The following is a 19,605-nucleotide window of genomic DNA, read 5'->3' as shown; positions in this document are numbered from 1 at the left end:
ACGTTAGGCCGCCGACGGCCCCGGGTTCGTGTCGTTGTCCGGTGCATCCGGACACGAATTTCACCCGCCGCGCGGGCCCGCTCAGGCCGGGGTGGCCTTGCCCTGACCTTCTTCGTAGCGCTTGCGGTCCTCGGCGCTCAGTTCGGTCCAGTGGCTCCCCGGAGCGCGGCCGAGCACCCAGTCGCGGACTCCGTCCAGGCGGGTGCGCAGCTCGGGCAGGGACACGCCGGTGAGCGCGCCTGCCCGGACGCGGGGGACGCCGTCCACGAACACAAGGTCGATGTCGCGTGACGAAGCCTGGAAAACCACGTGGTCGGCCACGGAACCGGCGCCGAGCCCGAAGGGGCCTGTCCGCAGCACGAGGACGTCGGCCTGCTTGCCCGGCGTGAGGCTGCCGACGCGGTCGGCGAGGCCGAGCGCGCGGGCCGCGTCGAGGGTAGCCATGCGCAGCAACGCGGGCGCGTCGACGGAGGGGAAGGTGGGCGTGCGAACGCCTGAGCGGCCGACCTGGCGCTCGGCCATCGCCTCGGTGAGGCGGCTGAGCGCGTGGCCGATCCTGAGGTGGGTGAGGAAATCACCGTTGACGGCGGCGGTGGCGTCGACGCCGAAGACGAGGGGTACCTGCTGGTGGACCGCGCGTCCGATCATCGGCACCACGCCCATGTGCCCGGCCTCGATCTGGGGCGTGCTGACGATCGTGCCGCCGTTCTCGCGCAGCATCGTGAGCTCGGCATCGGTCGCCGGGCCGGCGTGCACCCAGAGGACGTCGGGCCCGAGCAGGCCGAGCTCGTGCGACGAGGTGACCTGGCCCTGCAGGTTGGAGTGCAGCGTCGAGACGAGCCCGATCTCGCGGGCGGCTTTGACCTCGCGAGCGTGGGCTTCGAGCGTGACGTGGTCGATGTTGTTCAGCGCGACGCCGAGCTGCACGCGGTCGGTGGTGGTGCGGGCGGTTGCGAGCCGTTGCAGCACGGCGATGCGTTCGTCGAGGGTGTCGAACGAGCTGGTGCCCGCTTCGGGCCGCGGGCGGAAGCAGAAGCCGAAGACCGCGCGGATTCCCACGTTTTCCAAGGCTTCCAGTGACGCCTCGGCGTGTTCGGGCGAGTTGGTGGCGTGGCAGAAATCGAATACGGTGGTCACACCGTTGAGCAGTAGCTCCGAACCGGCGCCGAACGTCGCGTCGTGCATGTCCTGCGGGCGGTAGCGGCCGGCGAGGGGGTGGATGACGCCGAAGTACTCGCGGCCCCAGCAGCTTGAAGCCAGGCCGCGGATGGGGGCTTGCCACAGGTGGTTGTGGCAGTCGATGAGGCCGGGCAGCACGATCGAGTCGGCGGCGTCGATGACCTCGTCGACCTCGCTCTCGTCGATCTTCGGCGCGACGTCGAGGATCCTGTCGTCGCCGATCAGCACGTCGCCGCGGAAATCGCCGAGTGCCGGGTCCATCGTCAGAACCGAGCCGCCCTTGAGCAAGGTCTTCTTCACGGGCTGGTGCCTCCTTGGATGCGTTGCGCCGCCGTCGTTTCGACGGCATGGCCGAGGTGGTGGTCTGGTTGATGCCCGCCCGGATTCGCGCCGGTGAAGCGCTGCACAACCGTTGCTTGACGGGTCCGGAACGCCTGCTTATAGTACTGCAAACGTTTGTAAGACGAAAGGTGCACCGTCGTGCACGATCCTCGAACTCCTGCGTTCACGTCCTATGGCGACGCTTCCGAAATCTTCCACACTCCCGATTTGCCCTTCACCCCGGCAATCCGGATTTCGCCCGGCAGCGAACTGGTTTTCGTCGCCGGGTGTCCGGGTGTGCCAGACGGCGACGACGACTCGCCGGAGGTCGAAGCCGAGGTGCGCCGGGCTTTCCGCTACCTCGCAAGGGTTCTGGCGCTTGCGGGAGCGGGCCTGGAGCACGTAGTTTCCCTCACCAAGTTCCTGACCGATGTCGAACGGGACAACGCGATCGTCACGACCGTGATGCGCGAACTGTTCCCCGCGATGCCTACTTCGACCACAGTCGAGGTTTCCCGTCTCGTGCCCAGGGGTCTTCATTTCGAAGTCAACGCGATCGCGGCCGTGCCAGCTCGTTCTGGTCCCGTGGTCCTGGATCAGAGCGGCTGATTCTCATGACCAAAGATCTTCGTCTTCTCGGAATTTGCGGAAGCCTTCGTTCCGGCTCCTACAACCACGGCCTGCTCAAGGCTCTTGCTGACGAGGCGCCCGCCGGCGTCACCCTCGATCTCCTCGACGACTGGAGCGAGGTGCCGAACCTCAACGTCGACCTCCTCGAAGACGGGCAGCCGCCCGCGGTGGTGCGGGCCATCGCCGAAAGGGTGCGTGCGGCGGACGGCCTCGTGCTCGCGACGCCGGAGTACTGCAACAGCGTGCCGGGCGCGTTCAAGAACCTGCTCGACTGGCTGTCGTTCCCGCCGCCGTTCAACTGCCTGCGGTTCAAGCCGATCGGCTTGGTCGGCGCGAGCATCGGCACCGGCGGAACGCTGCGCGGCCAGTCGGCGTTGCGCGGTGCCCTCCTGTTTTTCGACGCGGTGCTGATGGGCCGGCCGGAAGTGGCGGTCAGCCTGGGCAAGATGAAGTTCGACGACGAGGGAAACCTGAAGGACGAAGAGGTCCGGTCCCTGCTTCGCCGGTTCCTGTCCGACTTCGCGGAATTCACCCAGAGCACCAACGCACGCGGCCTCGACCCGCGGGAACGGGAATTCGTTTTCTGACGAAGTGATGGTCTCTTGTGGACAGTCCGCTCGACCTCGGTGCGCCGCCGGGTGTCCGGCTTGAAGTGTTTCCTCGACATTCCCTACGGCCCTACCGTCGGTGCGGATCCGCGGCGGGTGGTTGTCGCCGGTCATTCGGCGGGCGGGCATGGGGTCGTGATGGTGCTGGCCACGCGCTGGGCCGAGAACTACGGCATCGATCCGTCGGTAGTCAAAGGCGGGTGCGCGATCACCGAGTCCATTGTGGATTTTTTCGACCGACGTTACCCATGCCACAAGGAGGTAGCATGCTCACGCAGTTGCAGAACGACTTTCGCGACGTCATGGCCGGAGTCGCCACGCCGGTCTCGGTGGTGACCGCGTTCCACGACGACTCGCCGCACGGGACGACGGTCAGCGCGTTCACGTCGCTGTCCATGGATCCGCCGATGGTGCTGGTGTCGTTGGACAAAACGTCTCGGCTCCTGGGGTTGATCCGGAAGTCGCGGCGCTTTGGGGTGAACGTACTCGGCGCGGCGCAGGCCGAGACGGCACGGTCGTTCGCGAAGAAGCTCGAGATGGGGGAGAAGTTCGCCGGTGTCGACTGGCAGCGCGACAACGAACTGCCTCGGCTGGCGGGTGTTCCCGGGTGGCTGGCATGCGCGGTGAGCCAGGAAGTCGAGGGTGGGGACCACATCGTCCTTTTCGGACGGGTCGTCTCCGCTTCGACGGCCACGGCGGCTCCGCTGACGTACCACTCACGGACGTTCGGGACGCATTCGTTGCTGGCTCAGAGTGCGTGACGTCCTTCTGTTTAGCGTTGTAAACGATTGCAGGTTCGGCGTGAACGCGCGTGAACGTGCTTGATCCCGCGCGTTCACGCCGGCTCAGATCGTGCGGATGATCGTCTTTCCCTGGCTGCGCCGGCCCGGCGCGAAAGCCGCGGCGGCTTCCTCCAGCGGATGGACGGCCCCGACCAGGACCCGCAGCCGCCCGTCGCGAACCCGCTGCGCCAGGTCGGCCAGCCGCGCCCGGTCGGCTTCGACCACGAAGAAGATGGCGCGCCCGTCCCGCGGCCACGCGTTCGGCAGCCCCGCGATGGTCACCAAAGTCCCACCGGCGCGGACGACCCCCGCCGAACGGTCCCCGATCTCCCCGCCGAACACGTCCAGCACCAGGTCGACCTCACCGACGTCTTCCAGCCGGTCGGCCTCCAGGTCAACGAACGAATGCACGCCGAGGTCCAGGGCCGCCTCACGGTTGTGCCCCCGCCCGGTCCCGATCACCGTCGCCCCCGCCTCCCGTGCGAGCTGCACCGCGATCGACCCGACACCCCCTGCCGCGCCGTGGACCAGCACCGTCTGCCCGGGTTCGAGCCGGCCGTGGTCGAACAGCGCCTGCCACGCCGTGAGCCCCGAGATCGGCAACGCCGCACCCGCGGTGTAGTCGATGTCCGAGGGCAACGGTGCCAGGTTGCGGGCCTCCACGGCCGCGAACTCGGCGAGCGACCCGTCCCGCGTCCAGTCCGCGAGCCCGAACACGCGTTGTCCCACCGTGAGCCCGGTCGTGCCGTACCCGAGCTCGGCCACCACCCCGGACAGCTCATGCCCGGGCACGCTCGGCGTCCGGTCCCGCCCGGCCCGGTCGGTCCACGTGCCGGGCCACTCGAGCTCACCAGGCGTGAAGCCGGCCGCGTGCACCCGCACGACCACGTCGTTCTCCGCGGCGTGCGGATGGGGCCGGTCCACAAGGGACATCCCGCCGACACCGGCGGCGCGATCCTGGACGGTGATGGCTTTCATGCTTCCCCTAACCCCGAATCCGGTGCGGTCATCGAGAACTTACCGCCGCGAGCTCGCCTCACGCCGCCGCGTGCAGCTCCGCGACCGCCTCGCCCAGCTCGGGGTACGCCGACGACACCGTGGCGAGGATGGCGACAACCGCGTCGTACACGAGGTTTTCGAGTTCGGTCGCGGGGACGTCGCAGTCGTGGGTGAGCCAGTCGAGCGTGGTTTCGTCGAGCATGCCCATGATGCCGCGGATCGCGACGCGCACGCGCGGCGGCGGTTCCGTGGTGAGGCCCAGCAGGTCGACCACGAACTCGGCGCCGGCGCGGCGGGCGCGTTCGAAGAGCTCGTCCACCTCCGGGTCCTGGCCGCCGGCGCGGATGAACGCGAGCATGGTGTGGACGTGCGCGCGCCGGTACTCGATGTGGCGGCGCAGCAGGCCGCGCATGCGTTGCTCGCGCGTGTGCTCGTCGTCGCGCGGGCGGTGCAGCTCGATGAGCTCGTCGAGCGCCTGCTGCAGCACCGCGAGGTACAGGCCGCGCTTGTCCTTGAAGTGGTAGAACAGCAGCCCGTGCGCGACGCCCGCGGCTTCGGCGATCTCGCTGATGTAGATCTCGTCGTAGGGCTTGCGGGTGAACAGGTCGGCGGCCACCTCGATCAGCGCCGCGCGCCGCTGCCCGCGGGGCGACGCCGTGCGCTTCTCGGAACTCATGTCAGCTGCCTCCTGTGCTCACCTCGTTGCGCAGGCTGCCGATCCCCTCGACACTCACCTCGACGACGTCACCCGCCCGCAGGTAATCACCCGACGCGAGTGCGACGCCGGCGGGCGTTCCGGTGAGGATGACGTCTCCCGCCGCCAGCGGGATCTTCGCCGAAACAGCCGCGACGAGCTCGGCCACCGGGAACAGCATCTCACTCGTGCGCCCTTGTTGCCTGAGCACACCGTTCACCCGGGTGGTGACGGCGAGGTCGTCGCCGAGCTCGTCCGGCGTCACGAGCACGGGGCCGAGCGGCTTGAACGTCGGAAACCCCTTGGCGCGCTGGAGAAGTGACAAGTCGACGACGGCGCCGTCGCGCATCCCGCGGAACTGGACGTCGCGCGCCGACACGTCGTTGGCGACGGTGAAACCCGCGATGCAGCGCGCGGCGTCCTCGACTTTGACGTCGCCGGCCGGTGCCCCGAGGACGACGGCCAGCTCGGCTTCGTAGTCGACCCGATCCGGTGCCTCGGCGGGCAGGACGATCGGCTTCCCGGTCCCGACGAACAGCTCCGGCCCCGGCGTGATCGGGAAAAACGCGGGCGTGGTCGGGACTTTCAGCCCGGCTTCCGCGATGTGCCCGGCGTAGTTGGCCCCGACGATCACCACCGTCTTCGGCTGCGCGACGGGCGCCAGCAACGTGGCTTCCGCGAGCGGCAACCGCCCTCGCACGGCGGCGTCCTGCGCGTTGTCCACCAGCAGCTCGGCGACGTCGTGGTGCGGCACGTCGAGCAGCAGCAACTCGTCGCCCTCGCCGCGCGCCAGCCCTTGCGTCGTCCGGTAGAGGCGCATCAGCCGGCCCCGGCCAGCACGGTGATGCGGCGCTCGGCGATGCGCCAGCGTCCTGCCTCGCGAGTCAGGACGTCGTGGACGCGGCTCACCGTCCGCAGGTGCGGCGGCGCGGCTGGGTCGCCGAGGGCGTACACCTGCAGGTCGCAGCCGCATTCGGCGCGGTCGCCGTCGAGGTCGAACCACGACGGCGACACCACGTGCAGCGTCGGCCGGTCCTCCTGCTCCCGGCGACGCATGGCCTCGCGAATCTGCCCACCCTCCGCGCGAATCTCCTTGGTGCTGGCCATGACCAGCGTCGCGTCGTCGGTGTAGCACTCGGCCGACGCGCTCGCGTGGCCCTCGTCGATGAGCCGGAACGACGCGCGCACCACGTCCTCGCACGCGAACCGCGCCTCACTCACCACGTCGGCACCGTCAGCTCGGCCTCGGACTTCCCGGCGCGCAGCTCGGTGAGCAGGGCGGCCGGGTCGAACACCACCCCGAACGGATTGCGCGCGAAGCTTTCGGACTGCATGAAGGCCGTGCCCTCCTCGGTGGTCGGGAAGTTGTCGATCTGGAGCTCGATCTGGTTGCCGTCGGGGTCGGCGTAGTAGACCGACGTCGTCGGCCCGTGGTTCACGGCCTGCAGCGGCCGCACCCCGTCGGCGTCGAGGCGTTCCCACGTCTCGAGCAGCTCACGCAGGCTGCCGTAGGTGAACGCCACGTGCGCCAGCCCGTGCAACGGCAGCGCCGCCAGCTCCTCGGCCGAGAGTTCGCTCCGCGGGCCGCCCAGCAGCGCCGCGACCTCCCCGTCGGCCATCGCCGACGTCGGATCCGCGACCGCGATGCGGTGGTGCTCGTCGTCGTAGGTCACGAACACCATGTCGGGTGTCTCGTGCACCACCCGGCCGTCGAGGGTTTTCACGTACCAGTCCCGCATCTTCGGCACCTGCCTGCTTTACAGGACGACGTGGGAGAGCTTCGCCGGTGAAGCCATGTGTTCCTCCTCCAAGGCCGTTTCGGTCTTTTCAAGCTAAAGCTGACTTGACTCCAAGTCAAGTTCTCGCGCGCGAACTCCGAACGCGAATCCGCGCGCGGGCTTCACCCGAGAGACCAATCGTCGCCGGACGCTCGTCCGGTACGGCCGAACGCCGATCGTCCGATGTGGACGCCACCGTGCCAAGATCACGGCGCTCTCCGAGAACGCCCCGAACCGGGAGGCCGAGGAATGACTTCGCCCCCTGACCGCCGACACCGCCGGCTTCCTCGACCGCGGCACGACCACCCGCGTCATCCCGGTCGTCGTCCAGCACCGCGTCTCCGCCTGAACACTTCCGCACCCCTCCCGGCAACAGCCGGATGTGAAGACACACAAGAGGTTCTTCCGCCGAAGCGCCGTGCTCGCCACGGCGGCCGCCTTGGGCGTCATGACGGCCACGGCGCTGCCGGCCTCCGCGGGGACGCCCGGGCGCGTCGAGTTGCCCAGCCCGAACCCCGGGGACATCGGCGGCACGCCGCACCCGCTCGACGCCGGCCGGCAGGTGGCGCTGCGCGTGTACCTGGCCGACCGGCCGGGGCTGGCGGATGCCGCGCGGGCGGTGTCCGACCCGGCCGACGCCCGCTACGGCCACTTCCTCACGCCCGCCCAGGTCAACCACGAGTTCGGCCCGACCACGGCGCAGGTCTCCGCCGTCAGCGCGTGGGTGAGAGCGCAGGGGATGACGGTCACCGCGACGAACCAGCACTACCTCGCGGTGAGCGCGACCGTCGTGCAGGCCGATGCCGCGTTCGCCACGCAGATCAGCGAGTTCGACACGGTCATCAGCGGGCCGAAGGGCTCGACGACGATCCGCGAAGCCGGTGTCGTGGGCGGGTTTTCGGTGCCGGCGGCGGTGGCCGGGAACATCGTCAGCGTGACGGGGATCGACCAGCTGGCCCTGGGCAACACAAGCACGAGCGCGGCCGCAACCCGAGCAAACGCCGCAAAAGCCACGGACTTCCCCTGCTCCCAGTACTGGGGCCAGCACACTCAGCCGATCCCGCCGGCCTTCGGCCACACCACCGCCCCCACCCAGCTCTGCGGCTACACCCCCGACCAGGTGCGCCACGCGTACGGCCTGACCTCGAGCCCGTACACCGGCAAGGGCACGACCGTTGCCGTCCTGCTCAGCGGCCACACCCCCACACTGGAGGCCGACTCGAACCGCTTCTTCGCCGCACACGGTGAGCCCGTCTTCGCGCCGGGGCAGTACACCGAGAACATCGGCCCGGACGCGGACAGCACGTGCGAGACGAAGGGCGGCGCGCCGACGGAGGAGGAGGCGATCGACGTCCAGTCGGCGCACCTCGCGGCGCCCGACGCGCACATCGTTTACCTCGGCATCGACTGCGCCGACTTCGACGTGGACCTGCTGCCGAGCTGGCTGGACGGGGTGACGCGGATCGTCGACGAGCACCTGGCCGACGTCGCGTCCGGTTCGTTCGGCCTGCCGGAGCTGGGCTTCTCGCCGGCGTCGATGGCGCCGTGGGACCCGATCCTGCAGCAGGGCGCGCTGGAGGGCATCGGGTTCGACTTCTCCAGCGGCGACGGCGGCGGTGGGGGTGTCGACGACGACCCGCTGTTCCCGGCGTCGGACCCGTGGAGCACGGCCGTCGGCGGGACGAGCCTCGCCATCGGCGCGGACGGCTCCGTGGTCGCCGACTACCCGTGGGGCGACCGCCTCACGTCGATCAACGCGGCCGGAACGGGTTACGACGCGCCGCCGCCCGGTGTGTTCCAGGACGGTTCCGGCGGCGGCATCAGCCGGAAGTTCCCCGAACCCGCCTACCAGAAGCACATCGTGCCTGACAGCCTCGCCACGCACGGCCGCACCGCCGCGGCGGGCCGCGTCATCCCCGACGTCTCGGCCGGCGCCGGCAACGGCTGGCTCATCGGCGCGACCGGCCTGTCCGACCCCGACGCCGGCTACGAGGAACTCCCCGAGGGTGGTGGCACGAGCGCGTCGGCGCCGCTGATCGCGGGCCTCGAGGCCGACGCGATGCAGGCCGCCGGGCACCCGCTCGGGTTCGCCAATCCCGTGTTCTACGGGCTGGCCGGTGGCAACGCGCTGCGCGACATCCTGCCCGTGGACCCGGCCGACCCGCCGATCGCGCTCGGCGCGCAGGACTTCACCGACATCGACCCCGGCCGGCTGACCACCTTCGGCGAGGACGACGCGCTCACCGCCACCCCCGGCTACGACGACGTGACCGGCCTCGGCGCGCCGACACCGGCGTTCGTCGGCGCTCTCGGGAGGAGGTTCTGAACACTTTGGGGACGAGCCGGCAATCCCCGGGTGGAAGGTCAGAGCAAAGACGAGGAGCGGCATGACGTCGGACGCGGAACTGATCGGCAGGTCGCTCGACGGCGACGGGGAAGCCTTCGTGGAGGTGATCACCCGGCACGAAGGCGCGATCGGCGCGTACCTCGCCCGGCGGGTCGGCCGTGACGCGGCGGAGGACCTGCTCGGCGAAGTGTGGGTGGCGGCCTTCGCGTCCCGGAGCACGTACGACCGGTCGTTCCCCGAGGCGCGCCCGTGGCTCTACGGCGTCGCGCTCAACACCCTGCGCCGGCACTGGCGGTCGCGGCCGGCCGAGGACCTCGTGCCGGACGCAGGGGATCTCGCGAACGGCTGGGACCCCTGGTCGGCTGTCGACGCCCGCGTCGACACGCAGGCGGGGCTGCGGGCGGCCCTGGCGGAGCTCAAACCGGAGGAACGCGAGGTCCTGACCCTGGTCGCCTGGGAGGACCTGACCGTCGCCGACGCGGCGCGGGTGCTCGGCCTGCCGGCCGGGACCGCGCGCCGCCTGTTGCACCAGGCCCGGAAGGCGCTGCGGAACGCGCCTGAAGTGGCCGCGCTCTTGACGAATCTCACCACTGTGAAGGAGGGCTTGTGATCATGGACGAGTTGGAACTGGTCGGCCGGCTGAAGGACGTCGCGCCGCTGCGCCCGCAGGCGTACGAACGGGCGCGGGCGACGCTCGGCGCGGCAATGACGGAATCCCCGGCCACACCGGTCGCGGCTCCGGCCCGGCGCGCGAAGTTCGCCTGGGCCCGCGGTTTCCGCCTGGGCGTGCCGGGCAAGATCGGCCTCGGCGCCGTCGGCGCGGCCGCGGTGGCGGCCCTCGTCGTGTCCGTCGCGGCTCCTGCACCGCAGTCCCCGGCCCAGGCTCCCGCCGCGTCGGCTCCTGAGTCTCGCCTCGTGACCCTGGCCGCGTCGGTGAAGGCGAGCGGCGCCTCCGTGCAGGGCGACGCGTCGCTGGTCATCCGGACCACGACCGCGCCCGACGGAAGTCCCTACGTCACCTACAACCTCTACACCGACAGCGGCGACGTCTACTTCACGGAAACGGCGCAGCAGCTCCCCGTCGCCATCGCGCACCACGATAACCTCGCCGAGCCCATCGACGCCGCCAAGGTCGCCGCCGCCCGCTTCGCGGCGACCGGCGACCTCACCGAGGCGCGCACCCGGATGGTCAACGCCGTCCCCAACGCCTGGGGCCTGGGCCTCAGCCCCGCCGACGCGCAGCGCGTGTGGGACAAGGCCATGGCCAAGGACGAGCCGATCCTCAAGGCGAAGGGCATCAAGACGCCCCTGCCGCGCCCCACCGGACAGGACCTGCAGAACCGCATCGACAACAACCTCTGGACCAACGCCACCGACGCCCTCTTCCGCGGCGCCGAGAACCCGGACGTCCGCGCGGGCGTCCTCCGCCTGCTCTCCACCATCCCGGCCGTCTCCGTCGCCAACTCCACCACCGGCGGCCGCCCCACCCTCACCCTGACCGCCGGCCCGGCCCTCTTCGGCGGCACCGACGCCGAGGTCCTCACCATCGACGCCCACACGGGCCTCCCGCTCACCTCCGCGTGGAATGACTTGTCCGCCACCTACAAGTCCTCGCGCGTCACGCTGGCGCAGGTTCGCGCCGGCAAGTTCTGACCCCTCCCCGGTAAACGGTGCGGGCCGTCCCTCTCAAGGGGCGGCCCGCACTGCCATGTCCGGCCTACTAGATACCCGGTCCCGGAGTCTCGAGTGGACAGTCGCTTTTGAACCCAAGTGCCGGTCCGTCACCACCTCTGCGGTCCCCGGAAGGGCTGGACGATCCGCTGCCGTATCACCCCTGAGGCAACTACTTGCCTGGATGGAAAGTAGAGACTATCTTTCTCTTCGGGAAAGTACTTGCCCAGGGGAGGCGGACCGTGAAGTGGACAGAACCGACAAGGGGGCGGCAATGGTGAACGAACCCACGCCGGACGAGGCGGTGGCGGCGCTGCGCACGATCCACGAGAGCCGCGAGCGGGTGATCGCCTCCGTCGCGAGCTCCCGGTGGCTGTCGATCACCGGCGGCGTGGCCGTCTTCCTCGGCTGTGCGGCCAGCGACCTGCTCCCGCCGGCGCAAGCCTGGGTGGGCTGGGCGATTTTGGGGCTCGTCGTCGTACTGGCCCTCGGCCTGACCACCCGGTCGGGTAGCGCCTTCCTCGGCCGCCCGGTGCTGGTGTCGGACCGGAGCTTGTCCGTCGCCGCGCGTCTGCTGCGCATCGCGCCCATCCTCGGCATCGGGATCGCCGTCGCCGTGGTCACCGGGACGCTCGACGCGCCGCACGGCAAGGTCTACTACGGTGCGCTGACCGGGCTCTACATCGTGTTCGTGGACCCCGGGTTCAAGCTGTGGCTGCTGCGCCGGCAGGAGAGGGACTGAACCGGTGGCCGACTTCGACCAGCTCCTGCTGGATCCAACAAGACTGGCCATCGTCTCCCTGCTCGCCGCCGCGGAATGGGCCGAGTTCGGATTCGTCCGGGACTCGGTGCAGCTCTCCGACTCCGCACTGTCCAAACAGGTCACCACACTGTCCAAGAACGACTACGTCGAAGTCCGCAAGGGCTACGTCGGCAAGCGGCCGCGCACCTGGCTCAACCTCACCACCGCCGGCCGCGCCACCCTCGCCGAGCACATCTCCGCCCTCCAGGCCATCGCCGAGAAAGCCCGCGCGGACGGCGCCCTTCATTCCCGTGAAGCGCAGGCTCCCTGAAGCAGGCCGACCGGGAAGGCGGCAGATGGTCCTCGGCCTCGGGGCGCCCTCGGGGCGACTGGGCACATCTGACCGCACACAGCCGCATAACGTGCGATCGCCCATCACCAGCGCTTGTGCTGGTAGACGGGCGATCCGCGTTGATGGAGCAGGGTGCCCCCGGCAGGATTCGAACCTGCGACACCCGCTTTAGGAGAGCGGTGCTCTATCCCCTGAGCTACGAGGGCATGTGTAGCCAGCCAGAAGCTTACCGGTCCCGGACCCTCTGACAAGCACCTACCTGCCTGACCGGCGGCCTCGCCCAGGTGGGGGACCCGATCGGCGGGGAACCGGCACACCGGAGACCGGATCTGGTGGCTGCTCGGGGCCGGCCGGCCGGGGAGACCGCAACGGGTTCCGGGAGGCCAGGTCAAACAACGTACGCACGATTGGTAACGATCAGGCCATCCGCCCGATAAGGCGTGCGCCGGGTCGTAAAGTTCCGGTTCCCATCGTTGAAAGGAAGCACGTGAGCACGCCCGACAACCCTGAGCAGTACCAGCAGTACTCGGCCGGCCAGAGCGCCCCGTTCGCCGCGCCGCCGGTTGGCGCCGGTTACGGGCAGCAGCAGCCCGTGGGCGCGCCGCGCAACGGGTTCGGCGTTACGGCCCTCGTGCTGGGCATCATCGCCCTCGTTCTGTGCTGGACGGTGTGGGGCGGCATCATCCTCGGCGTCCTCGCGCTGGTCTTCGGCATCCTCGGCGTGAAGCGCGCCAACCGTGGACAGGCGACGAACAAGGGCGCCTCCATCGCCGGCATCGTCACCGGCAGCATCGGCCTGGTCATCGGCTTGCTGCTCGCCATCCTGGTCGGCTCGATCTTCGCGACGTTCGGCAGCCAGATCGGCGACCTGCAGGACTGCGTGCAGAAGGCCGGCACCGACCAGTCCCAGATCCAGAGCTGCCGGCAGCAGTTCAGCGACACCGTGCAGAACCGCTGATCAAGCCGTAGGGCCGTCGGGGATCGGGTGATCCCCGACGGCCAGGCGTCAGTCGAGGAACTCGACGTAGCCGTTGGTGCCGTTCACGCGGATCCGCTGCCCGTCTCGGATCAGCCGAGTGGCCTGGTTGACGCCGACGACGGCGGGCAGGCCGTATTCGCGGGCGACCACCGCGCCGTGGGTCATCAAGCCACCCACCTCCGTGATCAGGCCGGCGATGGTGACGAACACCGGTGACCAGCTGGGGTCGGTGTAGGCGGTCACGAGGATGTCGGCCGTGTCCAGGTCGGCCTCGGAGAGGTCCAGGACGACGCGGGCGCGGCCCTCGACGGTCCCGGCGGACACCGGCAGGCCGGGCAGCGCGCCGGCCGGTGCATCCGAAGGTCGGTAGCTCCCGGAGACGGTCTCGCCCTCGGAGGTGAGGACCCGCTGTGGGGTGAGCGCCTGGTCCGCCGCGAACTGTTCCTTGCGCCGCCGGATGAGGTCGGCGTCGGCGACTCCGGTGCGGGCGACCTCGTGCAGTTCCTGGAATCGCAGCGAAAAGCTGTCCTCCGGCGCATCGAGCACGCCGGCCGCCACGAGCCGCTCGGCCTCGGCCAGCAGTGCCTTCTTGTACTGGAAATAGCGGCTGATCATCCCGTACTTGGGGTACTCGCGGTAGCCGACGAAGGTACGCAGCCGGTCGATCATCGCCTTGGTCTCTTCGGCTTTCCGTGCGCCGTCGGGCAGAACGCGCAACCGCGAAAGCAGTTCCTGTTCTTTCTGCGCGGCTTCCCGCAGCCCTTGGTCGAAGCGCCGTCGCGCCGCGCCGGGCTCGAAGTTGTCGACGTTGCCGAGCAGCACGGGCAGCAGCGTGCTCGGACGTTCGCTCCATCGTGGCCGCGCGATGTCGATTTCGCCGACACAACGCATGCCGTACGTGTCCAAGTAGCCCTGGATCGCCTTTCGCGCTTCACTTCCGCCCGGCAGCGCGGGCAGTTCGTCCAGGAAGCTTTCGTCCCGCACGGTCCGGAGGAACGTCACCACTTCCGGGTGCGGGCGGAGGACGTCGGCGACGTCCAGCAGGGCGAGGCCCATTTCCGACGAGACGTTGTCCGGCGCGGACTGCGAAAGCGTGTCGGCGGCGTTCTCCTCGCCCAGCCATTCGCGCAGCTGCTTGTTCAGCCACGTCGTCGCGTCCATTCCGGCCATGATCGCCTGGTGGCTGCGCGGATTGAACAACAGCCGCCGCAGTTCCTGCAGATCCGCGAGGATGAAATCGAACAACTCCGCGCCGCGTTTCTCCCGGATCTCACGCTCGAGCGCGGCCAGGGACGCCGTGCTCTCCGCGATCAGCCCGCGGACGATCGCGGGGTCCGTCTCGATCGGCTCGGGTGCGACGCCGAACGGCAGCGGCGCGGCGCCGCCCTCCGTCGGCTCCGGCAGGAAACCCCGGTCGAGCACCGTCTGCAGCGCGTCGCGCATCAGCGGGTCCGACGCCCCCATCATCTCCAGGTACCCGGCGCGTCCGGCCTTCGTCGCGAGGCCGGGGGTGGCGTCGACGAACAGCCGGCTGCCCGCCTCCGCCATGGGCCGTGGTGTGGTCAGCTGCCACACGGACAGGCCGAGCGGCCGCATCGCGTCGGTCATCATCTGCTGGTGCCCGACGGAGAGGTAGACGTGGTTGCCGTCGTCGGCGGCGGGCGGGATCGGGAACAGTGTGGTGATCGGCCGGCTCTGCACGATCTGGAGCTCACTGTCGGCCAGGCACCACTCGATGTCCTGGGGCCGGCCGAAGTGCGCCTCGATGCGGCGGCCCAGCCGCTCCAACTGCAGCACCTGCTCGTCGGTCAGCGCCGGGCGCTCCTGGTCTTCCGGTGCGAGCGCGTCCTTCCGGGTGCCGCCGCCGGGCAACGCGTGGATGGCGAGCTGCTTGGCCGACACCGTCTTCTTGACGATTTCCCCTTCGCGCACCCGGTAGCTGTCGGCGTTCACCAGCCCGGAAACGAGCGCCTCGCCGAGGCCGAAACCCGCGTCGACGGTCGTGACCTTCCGGTTCGACGTGATGGGGTCGGCCGTGAACAGGATCCCGGACGCTTCTGACAGCACCATCCGCTGAACCACCACGGCCATGTGGACCCGGCGGTGGTCGAAACCGTTGCGCAGGCGGTAGGTCACGGCCCGGTCGGTGAACAGCGAGGCCCAGCACAGCCGGATGTGCTCGAGGATCGCCGCCGGCCCGACGACGTTCAGGTACGTGTCCTGCTGGCCCGCGAACGAGGCCGTCGGCAGGTCTTCGGCCGTCGCGCTGGAACGCACGGCGTAGGCCGCGCTTTCGTCCAGCCGGCTCAGCGGCGCGAGCAGTGCCGCCGCGAGGTCGTCCGGAATGGCGGCCGCGGAAACGGCCTCGCGCACCTGGCCGCTCAGGGCGGCGATCGTCTCCCGGTCGTCGGGGTCCAGCCGCGCCAGCCGGTCCAGACCGCTTCCGAGCTCCGGCACTCCCGCCAGCACCCGGCGGAAAGCATGCGTCGTCACGCAGTACCCGGGCGGTACGCGGACGCCGTCGATCCGTGAAAGCTCCCCCAGATGTGCGCCCTTGCCCCCGACGAGGTCGATCTGGTCCCGGTCGATCTCCCGGAAATCCAGCACGAGCTCGGTCCCGCTCACTATTGGTTCCCCCGTACTTCGATGGTCGCCGGCGCGAAGAGCTCCGCGAATTCCGGCCGAGCCGACGATTTTGCAGGACCACCGGGGTCTTGCCGCAAGGCCGGGGGTGCGCTATAGGTTGGGAGTGGCAGGAGGAGTACTCACTCTTTCTGCCTTTTCTGTCGAGTCCGGACGCCCACCCCGCACGCCGGGTGGCCGCGGGTCCGGAACCACCTGCGCGCCCGACCGATGGCGTCGCCCGTGTGGGGGACCCCGGTAGGCGGGGACCAGCACGATCAGGGACCCGGCCGGACCAGTCACGTCACCTGGTCGTGTCTGGTTTCGAAACCTTGAACAACAGTAGGTAATCTTCCTTAACGGGAAGCGGGGAACCGCTTCGACCACCGGCTGCCGGAGGGCTTCGTTGATCAAGCTCATGTTCGCGGACGACGAGGAACTGGTTCGTTCGGGCCTGCGCGCCATGATGTCCGGGGCCGCGGACATCGAGATCGTGGGTGAAGCGAGCGACGGCAGATCCGCGGTGGAGGTGGCGCGGCGCTACCACCCCGACGTGGCGTTGCTCGACATCAAGATGCGGGCACCCGATGACGGGATCCGCGCGCTGCGGGCCATCCTCGCGCTGCCGGACCCGCCGATGGTCGCGATGCTGACGACGTTCGACATCGACGAGTACGTGAGCCTCGCGCTGCGGCTCGGGGCCAATGGCTTCCTGCTGAAGGACATCGACCCCTCGGCTCTCCTGCGCGCCATCCGTGACCTGGCCAAAGGCGGCGCCGTGCTGGACCCGGGCGTGGCGGCGCGCATGGTCCAGTCCCATCGCGACGAGCAGCGGGCCGCGCAGCCGGCGCGCAAACTCCTGGCGTCGCTGTCCGAACGCGAGCGCGAGGTTGTCGCGCTGATCGGGCAGGGGCTGTCGAACGCGGAGATCGGCGGGCGGCTGCACCTGTCGGAGGCCACGGTCAAGGGGTATGTGTCCGCGGTGCTCTCCAAGATCGGTGCCGCCAACCGCGTGCAGGCCGCGCTGCTGGCCTACCGCGGCGGGCTGCTCGACCAGTAGCGGATGGTCCTGACCGCGCTCGAGCTGCTCGGGCTGGTGGCGTTCGCGGCGTCCGGGGCGCTGGCCGCCGTCCGGGCGCGCCTCGACGTGTTCGGCGTGATCGTCGTCGGCCTCACCACGGCGCTGGGCGGCGGCATCATCCGTGACGTCCTGCTCGGCATCCACCCGCCCACGACGTTGCGGAACTGGCCGTACCTCGCCGTCTGCGCGGCGACGGCGCTGGTCGTGTTCGCGTTCCACCCCCAGGTCGCGCGGCTGAGGCGCGCGGTGCTGCTCGCCGACGCGCTGGGCCTGGGCGTCTTCTCGACGGCCGGCACGACGATCGCGCTCAACGCCGGCGCCACCGCCTACGCCGCGTGCCTGATCGGCATGACCAGCGGCATCGGCGGCGGCGCACTGCGTGACCTGCTGCTGCGCGAGATCCCGCTGGTCCTCCGCAAGGAGATCTACGCCGTCGCCGCGCTCGCAGGGGCGGTGCTCGTCGCGATCGGTCACGCTCTGCCACTGCCGTCGAGTGTGGTCACGGTCGTCGCGGCGGCCGTGGTGGTAACGATTCGGCTGGTGGCTCTGTGGCGGCACTGGAACGCGCCGGTGGCCCGGCCTGGTGATACCGACTCTTTGTGAGTTCTGCGTGTGTTCTTAGGCGGGTCTCAGCACTCTGCGTAAGACTGACGTCATGCGCATCCTTGTGGTGGACGACGATCGAGCCGTCCGTGAGTCGCTCAGGCGGTCCCTGGAGTTCAACGGGTACACCGTCGAGCTCGCCAGCGACGGTGCGCAGGCCCTGGAGACGATCATCGCCAACCGGCCGGACGCGATGGTGCTGGACGTGATGATGCCGCGCCTCGACGGGCTCGAGGTGGCCCGCCGCCTGCGCAGCACCGGCGACGACCTGCCCATTCTCGTGCTGACCGCCCGCGACACCGTCTCCGACCGGGTCTCCGGCCTCGACGCCGGCGCCGACGACTACCTGCCCAAACCGTTCGCCCTCGAAGAACTGCTGGCCCGCCTGCGCGCGCTGCTGCGCCGCGCCGTGCCGGACCCCCAGCAGGGCGAGACGAGCGAGGTGCTGTCGTTCGCCGACCTCACGCTGGACCCCGGCACTCGCGAAGTCCGCCGCGGCGGCCGCGAGATCAGCCTCACCCGTACCGAGTTCGCGCTGCTCGAGTTGTTCCTCTCGTACCCCAAGCACGTGCTGACCCGCGGAAGGATTCTGGAGGAAGTATGGGGTTACGACTTCCCGACGTCGGGCAACGCGCTGGAGGTCTACGTCGGCTATTTGCGTCGCAAGACGGAAGCCGGCAACGAACCGAGGCTGATCCACACGGTGCGGGGAGTGGGCTACGTCCTGCGCGAAACCCCGCCGTGACCGACGCCCCCAAGGGCACCGCCGTTTCGACCGTCGACGTCACCGACCCGCGCGGCGACCGCTGGGGCACGCGCCGCTTCTCGCTGCGCGGCCGCGTGACGCTGCTGGCCGCCGCCTGCGTGGCCGGCGCCGTGGCGCTCGTGTCGCTGGGCGCGTACATGATCGTGTCGAGCAACCTCTACCAGCAGCTCGACGACAACCTGCTCGCGCGCGCCCAGGCGGCCGTGAACTCGCCGCCGGTGCAGACGCAGCTCGAACAGGTGCCCGGCGCGTTCCTGGCGAGCGCCGACCTGCAGATCGGCCAGCTCAACGCGTACAGCAACAAGCTGATCTACCCGCAGGCCGGCTCGCCGCCGCCGTACGGCCCCCAGGAGCTCGCGGTGGCCACGGGGGAGTCGCCGCAGTCGCTGCGCACCGACCTGTCCACGGACACGCGCGTGGTCGCACTGCCGTCCGGGCACGGCGAGGCCATGGTGCTCGCGCAGTCGATGGAGCCGACGAAACGCACGCTCAACGAGCTGGCGGTCGTCCTCTTCCTCGTCGGCGGCGCCGGGATCGTGGTCGCCGCCGGTGCCGGCACGGCCGTGGCGCGCACCGGGCTGCGGCCCGTCGACCGGCTGACGTCGGCCGCCGAGCGCGTCGCCGCCACCGGCGACCTGCGGCCGATTCCCGTGAGCGGCGACGACGAGCTCGCCCGCCTCACCCAGAGCTTCAACACGATGCTCGGCACGGTCGCCGTCTCCCAGGAACGGCAACGCCAGCTCGTCGCCGACGCCGGCCACGAGCTACGCACGCCGCTGACTTCCTTGCGTACCAACCTGGAGCTGCTGCTCTCGGCCAGCCGGCCGGGCGCCCGCTCGCTGCCGGAGGAGGACCGCGCCGACATCGAGGCCGACATCCGCGGGCAGCTCGACGAGCTCACCCAGCTCATCGGCGACCTCGTGGAGCTCGCCCGCCAGGACGAGCCGCGCGAGCAGACCGAACGCGTGGAGCTGGTCGAGGTCGTCGAGCGCGCGCTCGACCGCGCCCGCCGCCGCGCCGGGGACATCGAGTTCGAAGTGGACCTGCAGCCGTGGGTCCTCACCGGCGACAACAGCTCCCTCGAACGGGCCGTGCTGAACCTGCTGGACAACGCCGTCAAGTTCTCGCCGTCCGGTTCGCGCGTGCGGGTGACGCTGCGGCCCCTCGGTGACGGAACGGCCGTGGTCGAGGTCGCCGACTCCGGCCCAGGCATCGCCGAGGAGGACCTGCCCAAGGTGTTCGACCGCTTCTACCGCTCCTCTGAAGCCCGTACGCTGCCGGGTTCCGGCCTCGGCCTGTCGATCGTGAAGCAGGCCACCGAACGCCACGGCGGCGCGGTCTACGCCATGCACGCCCCGGAAGGTGGAGCGCTGCTCACGATCCGGCTGCCGGGCGCTCCAGGCTGACTCCTTGCCCGTCCGGGGGATGCTCCGCGTGGCACGTCCCGCACA

General features: G+C 70.0%; 20 protein-coding genes and 1 tRNA gene. 13 read left to right on the top strand and 8 right to left on the bottom strand.

The window, feature by feature from the left end:
• Positions 1-81 precede the first annotated feature (81 nt).
• Positions 82-1,479: an amidohydrolase family protein gene (locus K1T34_RS12555; RefSeq protein ID WP_220244440.1), complete on the bottom strand. Its 1,398-nt coding sequence runs from the start codon at positions 1,477-1,479 to the stop codon at positions 82-84.
• Positions 1,480-1,659: 180 nt separating this feature from the next.
• Between K1T34_RS12555 and K1T34_RS12550 the strand changes: the two genes are divergently transcribed.
• The 3 genes from K1T34_RS12550 to K1T34_RS12540 all read left to right on the top strand — a co-directional run bounded on the left by K1T34_RS12550 (position 1,660) and on the right by K1T34_RS12540 (position 3,499).
• Positions 1,660-2,109 carry a RidA family protein gene (locus tag K1T34_RS12550; protein WP_220244439.1) on the top strand — a complete coding sequence of 150 codons (450 nt, stop codon included), beginning with the start codon at positions 1,660-1,662 and terminating at the stop codon, positions 2,107-2,109.
• A 5-nt stretch (positions 2,110-2,114) separates the two neighbouring features.
• On the top strand, positions 2,115-2,717 hold the full coding sequence (locus K1T34_RS12545; RefSeq protein ID WP_220244438.1) for an NADPH-dependent FMN reductase: 603 nt from the start codon (positions 2,115-2,117) through the stop codon (positions 2,715-2,717).
• A gap of 287 nt (positions 2,718-3,004) precedes the next feature.
• Positions 3,005-3,499 carry a flavin reductase family protein gene (locus K1T34_RS12540; protein WP_220244437.1) on the top strand — a complete coding sequence of 165 codons (495 nt, stop codon included), beginning with the start codon at positions 3,005-3,007 and terminating at the stop codon, positions 3,497-3,499.
• Between the two features lie 84 nt (positions 3,500-3,583).
• On the opposite strand, the gene K1T34_RS12535 is transcribed toward K1T34_RS12540, so the two are convergent.
• From K1T34_RS12535 to K1T34_RS12515, 5 genes are read right to left on the bottom strand one after another with little or no spacing between them, the layout of a single operon-like run.
• Complete coding sequence (locus K1T34_RS12535; protein WP_220244436.1) at positions 3,584-4,498, bottom strand: NADP-dependent oxidoreductase; 915 nt, start codon at positions 4,496-4,498, stop codon at positions 3,584-3,586.
• Positions 4,499-4,556: 58 nt separating this feature from the next.
• Entirely contained in the window at positions 4,557-5,195 is a 639-nt protein-coding gene (locus K1T34_RS12530; RefSeq protein WP_220244435.1) for a TetR/AcrR family transcriptional regulator, read from the bottom strand.
• A 1-nt stretch (position 5,196) separates the two neighbouring features.
• A complete protein-coding gene (locus tag K1T34_RS12525) occupies positions 5,197-6,033 on the bottom strand; it encodes a fumarylacetoacetate hydrolase family protein (protein ID WP_220244434.1) in 837 nt (278 codons plus the stop codon).
• On the bottom strand, positions 6,033-6,434 hold the full coding sequence (locus K1T34_RS12520; RefSeq protein WP_220244433.1) for a nuclear transport factor 2 family protein: 402 nt from the start codon (positions 6,432-6,434) through the stop codon (positions 6,033-6,035). The genes K1T34_RS12525 and K1T34_RS12520 overlap by 1 nt, the downstream gene beginning before the upstream one ends.
• On the bottom strand, positions 6,431-6,952 hold the full coding sequence (locus tag K1T34_RS12515; RefSeq protein ID WP_220244432.1) for a VOC family protein: 522 nt from the start codon (positions 6,950-6,952) through the stop codon (positions 6,431-6,433). Before K1T34_RS12515 ends, K1T34_RS12520 begins: the two co-directional genes overlap by 4 nt.
• Before the next feature lie 421 nt (positions 6,953-7,373).
• On the opposite strand from K1T34_RS12515, the gene K1T34_RS12510 reads away from it, so the two are divergent.
• The 5 genes from K1T34_RS12510 to K1T34_RS12490 all read left to right on the top strand — a co-directional run bounded on the left by K1T34_RS12510 (position 7,374) and on the right by K1T34_RS12490 (position 12,082).
• On the top strand, positions 7,374-9,317 hold the full coding sequence (locus K1T34_RS12510) for a protease pro-enzyme activation domain-containing protein (RefSeq protein ID WP_220244431.1): 1,944 nt from the start codon (positions 7,374-7,376) through the stop codon (positions 9,315-9,317).
• A 61-nt stretch (positions 9,318-9,378) separates the two neighbouring features.
• The gene (locus K1T34_RS12505) at positions 9,379-9,948 is read left to right on the top strand and encodes an RNA polymerase sigma factor (RefSeq protein ID WP_220244430.1); all 570 of its coding nucleotides are present in this window, start codon (positions 9,379-9,381) and stop codon (positions 9,946-9,948) included.
• A 2-nt stretch (positions 9,949-9,950) separates the two neighbouring features.
• Entirely contained in the window at positions 9,951-10,991 is a 1,041-nt protein-coding gene (locus K1T34_RS12500) for a hypothetical protein (RefSeq protein WP_220244429.1), read from the top strand.
• A 292-nt stretch (positions 10,992-11,283) separates the two neighbouring features.
• Complete coding sequence (locus K1T34_RS12495; protein WP_220244428.1) at positions 11,284-11,751, top strand: hypothetical protein; 468 nt, start codon at positions 11,284-11,286, stop codon at positions 11,749-11,751.
• A gap of 4 nt (positions 11,752-11,755) precedes the next feature.
• Entirely contained in the window at positions 11,756-12,082 is a 327-nt protein-coding gene (locus K1T34_RS12490) for a transcriptional regulator (RefSeq protein ID WP_220244427.1), read from the top strand.
• Positions 12,083-12,236: 154 nt separating this feature from the next.
• Here K1T34_RS12490 and K1T34_RS12485 read toward each other — a convergent pair.
• A tRNA-Arg gene (locus K1T34_RS12485) sits at positions 12,237-12,309 on the bottom strand.
• A 281-nt stretch (positions 12,310-12,590) separates the two neighbouring features.
• Here K1T34_RS12485 and K1T34_RS12480 point away from each other — a divergent pair.
• Positions 12,591-13,061 (top strand): DUF4190 domain-containing protein, encoded by a 471-nt coding sequence (locus K1T34_RS12480; protein WP_220244426.1) that lies wholly within the window; start codon positions 12,591-12,593, stop codon positions 13,059-13,061.
• 48 nt (positions 13,062-13,109) lie between these two features.
• Here the strand turns inward: K1T34_RS12480 and rph are convergent, their stop codons facing one another.
• The gene (rph, locus tag K1T34_RS12475; protein ID WP_255638471.1) at positions 13,110-15,707 is read right to left on the bottom strand and encodes a rifamycin-inactivating phosphotransferase; all 2,598 of its coding nucleotides are present in this window, start codon (positions 15,705-15,707) and stop codon (positions 13,110-13,112) included.
• A 403-nt stretch (positions 15,708-16,110) separates the two neighbouring features.
• On the opposite strand from rph, the gene K1T34_RS12470 reads away from it, so the two are divergent.
• From K1T34_RS12470 to K1T34_RS12455, 4 genes are read left to right on the top strand one after another with little or no spacing between them, the layout of a single operon-like run.
• Positions 16,111-16,764 carry a response regulator transcription factor gene (locus tag K1T34_RS12470; RefSeq protein ID WP_220244425.1) on the top strand — a complete coding sequence of 218 codons (654 nt, stop codon included), beginning with the start codon at positions 16,111-16,113 and terminating at the stop codon, positions 16,762-16,764.
• Between the two features lie 3 nt (positions 16,765-16,767).
• Positions 16,768-17,388 (top strand): trimeric intracellular cation channel family protein, encoded by a 621-nt coding sequence (locus K1T34_RS12465; RefSeq protein ID WP_220244424.1) that lies wholly within the window; start codon positions 16,768-16,770, stop codon positions 17,386-17,388.
• Between the two features lie 52 nt (positions 17,389-17,440).
• The gene (locus K1T34_RS12460; protein WP_220244423.1) at positions 17,441-18,133 is read left to right on the top strand and encodes a response regulator transcription factor; all 693 of its coding nucleotides are present in this window, start codon (positions 17,441-17,443) and stop codon (positions 18,131-18,133) included.
• Complete coding sequence (locus tag K1T34_RS12455; RefSeq protein ID WP_220244422.1) at positions 18,130-19,560, top strand: HAMP domain-containing sensor histidine kinase; 1,431 nt, start codon at positions 18,130-18,132, stop codon at positions 19,558-19,560. The genes K1T34_RS12460 and K1T34_RS12455 overlap by 4 nt, the downstream gene beginning before the upstream one ends.
• The last annotated feature ends 45 nt before the right edge of the window (positions 19,561-19,605 follow it).

The sequence above is a fragment of the Amycolatopsis sp. DSM 110486 genome (assembly GCF_019468465.1).
Lineage (GTDB): Bacteria > Actinomycetota > Actinomycetes > Mycobacteriales > Pseudonocardiaceae > Amycolatopsis.
Note: the sequence above shows the minus strand (reverse complement) of the source record. Positions and strands in the feature narration are given on the sequence as shown.

Excerpts from the sequence above, each read along its gene's own strand:
- K1T34_RS12545 (WP_220244438.1), top strand. The coding sequence starts at position 2,115 with ATGACCAAAGATCTTCGTCTTCTCGGAATTTGCGGAAGCCTTCGTTCC.
- K1T34_RS12540 (WP_220244437.1), top strand. The coding sequence starts at position 3,005 with ATGCTCACGCAGTTGCAGAACGACTTTCGCGACGTCATGGCCGGAGTC.
- K1T34_RS12535 (WP_220244436.1), bottom strand. The coding sequence starts at position 4,498 with ATGAAAGCCATCACCGTCCAGGATCGCGCCGCCGGTGTCGGCGGGATG.
- K1T34_RS12530 (WP_220244435.1), bottom strand. The coding sequence starts at position 5,195 with ATGAGTTCCGAGAAGCGCACGGCGTCGCCCCGCGGGCAGCGGCGCGCG.
- K1T34_RS12525 (WP_220244434.1), bottom strand. The coding sequence starts at position 6,033 with ATGCGCCTCTACCGGACGACGCAAGGGCTGGCGCGCGGCGAGGGCGAC.
- K1T34_RS12515 (WP_220244432.1), bottom strand. The coding sequence starts at position 6,952 with ATGCGGGACTGGTACGTGAAAACCCTCGACGGCCGGGTGGTGCACGAG.
- K1T34_RS12505 (WP_220244430.1), top strand. The coding sequence starts at position 9,379 with ATGACGTCGGACGCGGAACTGATCGGCAGGTCGCTCGACGGCGACGGG.
- K1T34_RS12500 (WP_220244429.1), top strand. The coding sequence starts at position 9,951 with ATGGACGAGTTGGAACTGGTCGGCCGGCTGAAGGACGTCGCGCCGCTG.
- K1T34_RS12495 (WP_220244428.1), top strand. The coding sequence starts at position 11,284 with ATGGTGAACGAACCCACGCCGGACGAGGCGGTGGCGGCGCTGCGCACG.
- K1T34_RS12465 (WP_220244424.1), top strand. The coding sequence starts at position 16,768 with ATGGTCCTGACCGCGCTCGAGCTGCTCGGGCTGGTGGCGTTCGCGGCG.
- K1T34_RS12460 (WP_220244423.1), top strand. The coding sequence starts at position 17,441 with ATGCGCATCCTTGTGGTGGACGACGATCGAGCCGTCCGTGAGTCGCTC.